This is a genomic window from Pseudomonas sp. (genome assembly GCF_026224925.1).
Taxonomy (GTDB): Bacteria; Pseudomonadota; Gammaproteobacteria; order Pseudomonadales; family Pseudomonadaceae; genus Aquipseudomonas.
The window spans coordinates 1-5,053 of record NZ_JAMFRV010000555.1 but is presented as its reverse complement, the minus strand read 5'-3'; the positions used below and the strand labels follow the sequence as shown (position 1 = coordinate 5,053).

3 protein-coding genes are annotated in these 5,053 nt (G+C 55.2%); all 3 read right to left on the bottom strand.

Annotation, left to right across the window (positions count from 1 at the left end; genetic code table 11):
- The coding region (locus M0974_RS23245) for a DUF58 domain-containing protein (protein ID WP_297842421.1) at nucleotides 1–1,279 on the bottom strand (1,279 nt) is incomplete at its 3' end.
- A complete protein-coding gene (locus M0974_RS23240) occupies nucleotides 1,276–2,301 on the bottom strand; it encodes a MoxR family ATPase (RefSeq protein WP_297842418.1) in 1,026 nt (341 codons plus the stop codon). The genes M0974_RS23245 and M0974_RS23240, both read right to left, overlap by 4 nt.
- Before the next feature lie 837 nt (nucleotides 2,302–3,138).
- Entirely contained in the window at nucleotides 3,139–3,432 is a 294-nt protein-coding gene (locus M0974_RS23235) for a helix-turn-helix transcriptional regulator (RefSeq protein WP_297842415.1), read from the bottom strand.
- Nucleotides 3,433–5,053: the final 1,621 nt, after the last annotated feature.

The following is a 5,053-nucleotide window of genomic DNA, read 5'->3' as shown; positions in this document are numbered from 1 at the left end:
GGCGCGCATCCAAAACCGGCACTCCATGGGCAATCAGTCGCTCATGCAGTGTCGCGCGGGCGTTGAGGAAGTCGATGGTACCGCAATACGCCAAGGCATCTTGCCAAGTCTGAACCGGAGTTTGACGTACAGCGTCGAGTACTTCTTCCCGCAGGCTGGCGACCAAAACACGGTGTTGCAGGCCGAGCTGTTTTACCGCGCCAAGCAGTTCGTCGTCGTCTTCGTCGCGCAGGTTGGTGACCAAGACCACCAGGGCGCGGCGTTTTTGCCGAGCCAGCAGTTGGCGTACGGCGGTGCTGTAGTCGGCGGAGCGTTGGGTACTTCGCAAGTCATAGACGCTGTTGAGCAATCGGTTCAATTGGGCAGTACCTTTGACCGGTGCCAAATACCTGTCTTGTTCGCCAGCAAAGGTCGAAATCCCTACCGCGTCGCCTTGGCGCAGAGCGATGTAGCTAAGCAGTAAACAGGCGTTCAGCGCATGGTCGAAATGGGCGAGGTCACCCTCTTGGCTGCGCATTCGACGACCGCAGTCCAGCATGAAAATAATCTGCTGGTCGCGATCATCCTGATACTCGCGGGCAATGGGTGTGCGCTGGCGAGCCGTGGCTTTCCAATCGATCTGACGCAGACTGTCGCCTTCACGAAACTCACGCAGTTGATGGAATTCCAGGCCCAGCCCCCGGCGCTGACGTTGGCGCACCCCCAGTTGACTCAGCCAGTTATCCACAGCCAGCAATTGCCCGCCGTAGAGGCGCGCGAAATCGGGGTACACACGGCTCGCGTCGGTCAGTGGCACGTAACGGCGGGTTGTCCATAAACGCAGCGCGCTGGGGAGGTTTATTTCGCAACGTTCGAAATCAAAGTGTCCTCGGCTCAAAGGCCGCAGTCGATAACCAAGCTCGACCTGTTCGCCGGGACGCAGCGTGGCTACCTGTGGCAGGTTTTCGAACGTCAGGCCCTCGGGTACATGATCAAACACGCTGAGCGTCATGGGCTGAGGGTAGTGGTGTTCGACAGTGATCCGTACCTCGCTCCAGCGTCCCAACGCCAAACTGCCTGGCAGCTGGCGTTGCAGGCGCGGCGACGCTAAACGCATGAGCCTTAACGCATCCACCACGCTGAGGATGACCATTGCCGCGAGCAATCCCCAACAGACCGCCGATACGCTGCTGGGCAAACCCACGCCTAACGCTGCCAAGGCGCCAATAATGGTTGCCGCGCCGGTCAACCCTACAAGCCACCAAAGCTGCAGGCGAGCAGGCTTTAGTGTTTGCTTCACAGGCGTGGCGCCGGAACCTGATCAAGCAATTGCTTGAGCACCTGGTCCACCGAAAGCCCTTCAATATCCAGCTCTGGCGAGAGCCTGACGCGGTGACGCAATACGGCCAGTGCGCAGCTTTTAATGTCGTCGGGAATGACAAACTCGCCGCCGCGCAATAAAGCCCGAGCGCGACCGCCGCGAACCAGTGCGATGGAGGCACGAGGGCCCGCGCCCAAGGTCAGACCCGGCCAACTACGGGTGGTGCGGGCCAGGCGCACAGCGTAATCGAGTACCTGCTCGTCCAGTGGCAGCTCGCTAGCGATTCGCTGCAATACCAAGACATCCTTGGCCTGCAGGACCGTACGGGGCGGGTGCACGTCGAGCATGTCGGCTTTGGTCGAGCGGGTGACCTGACGGACCATGCTCAGCTCTTCGGCCGCGTCGGGGTAATCCATGCGTAGCTTGAGCATGAACCGATCGAGTTCGGCCTCCGGGAGAGGGTAAGTGCCTTCTTGTTCGATGGGGTTTTGAGTCGCCAGTACCATGAACGGTTGAGCGATGGGCAGAGCGCGCCCTTCAAGTGTGACTTGGCGCTCCTGCATGGCTTCGAGCAACGCGGCCTGGGTTTTCGCCGGGGCCCGGTTGATCTCGTCCGCCAGCAGCAAATTGGTGAACAACGGGCCTTTGCGCAGTTTGAACTGCTCGGTCTGTATGTCGTACACCGCATGACCGGTGACATCGCTGGGCATCAGGTCAGGGGTGAATTGAATGCGCGCAAAATCACCGCCGAAACAGCGGGCGAGGGCGCGAACGAGTAAGGTTTTACCCAGGCCCGGAACACCCTCAATCAATACGTGTCCACCTGCGATCAAGGCGGTCAGCACGTCGTCGATTACTGCATTTTGACCGATCAACACCTTTTGTAGCTCATGCCGCAGCGCTTGGGCCAACTGACTGGCGCGCTGACGTTGCTGGACCGGATTACTGCTGGTCGGTGTGGCATCGGTGTTGCTTTGCGGGTCCGTCGAGTGTTCGCTCATAAGTTCTGGAGCCTTATTAACCGTTACATTTGATTTGTCGTCCATAATTCAAGTAGTTACCTAATCTAACGATTTTTGGATGATGGAAGACCCAGACCCGCAGGCGAAAATGCAGCTCCGAAGGTCACGCAGATGCAAATGTACTAAAATCATAGAGTGAGCAGACTTGGTGAGCTTCAGCCCAAACTCCCTCACCAGAGACTCGTGTCCTTACCAATTTAACGGCCCCGAAGCTCCGATTTCTAGCACTCGGGCTTTTGTAGTTCCGCAATCTGGCCGGAGTGAATTCAGGCTGATTGATCAAGCCGCCTCTCACCTCGTACGGCACCGAAGGCTTCTTTGATATTCAATCGTCAGCTCTTGATTCCGAAAGCTGGTATCAAACCGCGAACGTCGCTGTGATCTCCGATCTGCCCAGCATACTAGGCATAAGGTTTTCGTGAAATTATATACAGGCCATTCATTTTGGGCGCGGCACTCTAGAGGTGGCCACATAGGTGCGTAAAACTGGGAGCGCGTAGCGGAACTGGTGAGCCGATCAGTTACACATTTGATCGCTGGAAATTGGCGCCTCTAGGTGACAGCTCGTGTTCGGATGGTGAAAAGAGGCTTCTCCAACTTCGCGTTCAGGCAATGCAGAGCCCCGTGCATGGGCGGAGAATCGTCCCGCTCCAGGCCCGGCAGCGTTTGCACCACCTCAGCCTCGGTCATACCGGCGACATGGCCAGAGCCGCAGCCCGTCGATGAAGACATTCCATGGTAGCCCTAACATCATCTTTAGACTCAGGGACATCCGCCAGCTCTGGGGCAAAAGGGTAGGCCGAACCCTCACCAGCTTTATGGATTGTCAATAAATCCTGCCATGTAGAGCTGCCGCTCAATATCTCTAATTGTCTGTAGCAGAGGATCGGTGGGCTGCATGAAATGCTTCGCCAGAATCAGGGGCAAAGCCTCATGTACCTCCAGCCGCTCACAGATTCGCGCTAAAACTGCAAGCGAGGGCGTTCGCTTGCCACGTTCTAAGTCGCTTAAATATTGAATAGATACCGTGCCTAAGAAGTCTTTCTGCGTGAGTCCTTTGTGACGACGTAATGCCTGCACGGCCAAGCCGACAGCTTCGTTGAAATCCATCAATCATCGCCCGAGCAAAGCTAGCATTGGACGCAGGGATGAGCTATTTTTGGAATCAACGATAGGCGAATATAAGATATATCTTATGCGGTTGGAGTCCAAAAAATCTCGGGCTTTGGTTGTCCGTCACCGCTTGGCAAACCGGTCTTTGGGGCACGTTCCCCCTCATTTATTATGAGTACTACGGAATGAATGACAGAATTCAAGCTGAAATATTAAAGCTGAAAGCAGATGCCATCGGGGTTGTATTCACTGGCTTCCTTACACATGCGAGGGTTGAGCCCCCGCCATATTGACTGGTGAAGTCTGGGGACAAGTATGTGCAGATGGATTTGGAAACTTCGCGGACGGGCACCGGATCGAGACGTCGGACATTTCCGAGATTCATTCCCGTGGCGAAAGCTTGTGGATCACCACGCGAAGTGGGAGCGACTACGGCATCCTTTCCTTCGCGTCCTTAGGTTGGACGTATTTTGCTGATCTGCATAAAGCTCACCTCCAGCTTGATCAGCACGTCCCAGGCTCACCAACTTGGCACATGACGTTGTGTCCGGAAAGGGTTCCTGGCCTTGCTATGAAGCCAAGGGATCGATCTCGCCGAGAGGCAGAGTCGCGCAACGCGGAGGTGCTGAAGCGGGACCTACTCGGGCCCGAGGAAAATACAAAATATATGGACCAAATGGAGGTGTTTGTTGACAAGACAATTGAGACGCTGGAGCGGAATGGTGTGAACACTTTCAAGCTCCGCCGCTGATCAAGCGGCCTGCCCATCGCATACTATATTTACTCAGGCTAGAAAGGTTCTCGAATGGCCAGACAGATTGATCTCGAATCAGATCTCAGGTGTCGATTCCCTGCTGCATTCCATGCCTCGACGCATTTCAGGTTTGACTGTGGCAAAGGGTGGCTTGCAATCGTAGAGACACTCTGTTCGCTCCTGTCTCACGCAAATGAATGTACTGAACATGCCCCGACCTACCTAGTGGGCGCGGTGGAGAAGATGGGAACGCTGCGGATCTTGGTAGCTGGCCGTGATGCTCGTGCTAACGAATGGATCATGTTTGCGGAGCAGCGCGCGGCTCGTACGTGTGAACTCTGTGGAGCGAACGGCAGACTGTTGTACATCGACGGTTGGCAGCGGGTGCGTTGTCAACCTCACGCGCAAACCACGCGACCTTTCGAAGAGGCCGACTAGCGTTGTGTCACAAGCCCACTTTGCTACGTGTGTGGTTAAATTGTCAAAACGACATCTACTGAACGTAACGCATTTTTTTTGCGTAACGTAGCTATGTTACGAACAAAAAATAGCGTTACGTCATTGTGCGTTCATGCATGTGACAGGGCTCCGAATCGAAAGCTGTAAGGCCCGATTGCCGCTATCAACAAGCCTGTAGGATGGGTCGATTAGCATTGTGCAGAATTCGCACTTTACTATTCGAGAGTAGGGCAGATCGGTGCCGTCATCGCCCAAGTGCAATGACAGACGGCTACCGACCGATTCTGTTGAAAAAGTCGGCCTTAGTTTCCATGGAAAAAAAGTAAGCGCCTGAGATTGAAATCCAGAATTTTCGCAGAAGCATTCGGACTGAGATTTCACGTAGCAGCGTGCTAGAAGGAGCTT

Coding starts and splice junctions, on each gene's coding strand:
- M0974_RS23240 (WP_297842418.1), bottom strand. CDS start 2,301: ATGAGCGAACACTCGACGGACCCGCAAAGCAACACCGATGCCACACCG.
- M0974_RS23235 (WP_297842415.1), bottom strand. CDS start 3,432: ATGGATTTCAACGAAGCTGTCGGCTTGGCCGTGCAGGCATTACGTCGT.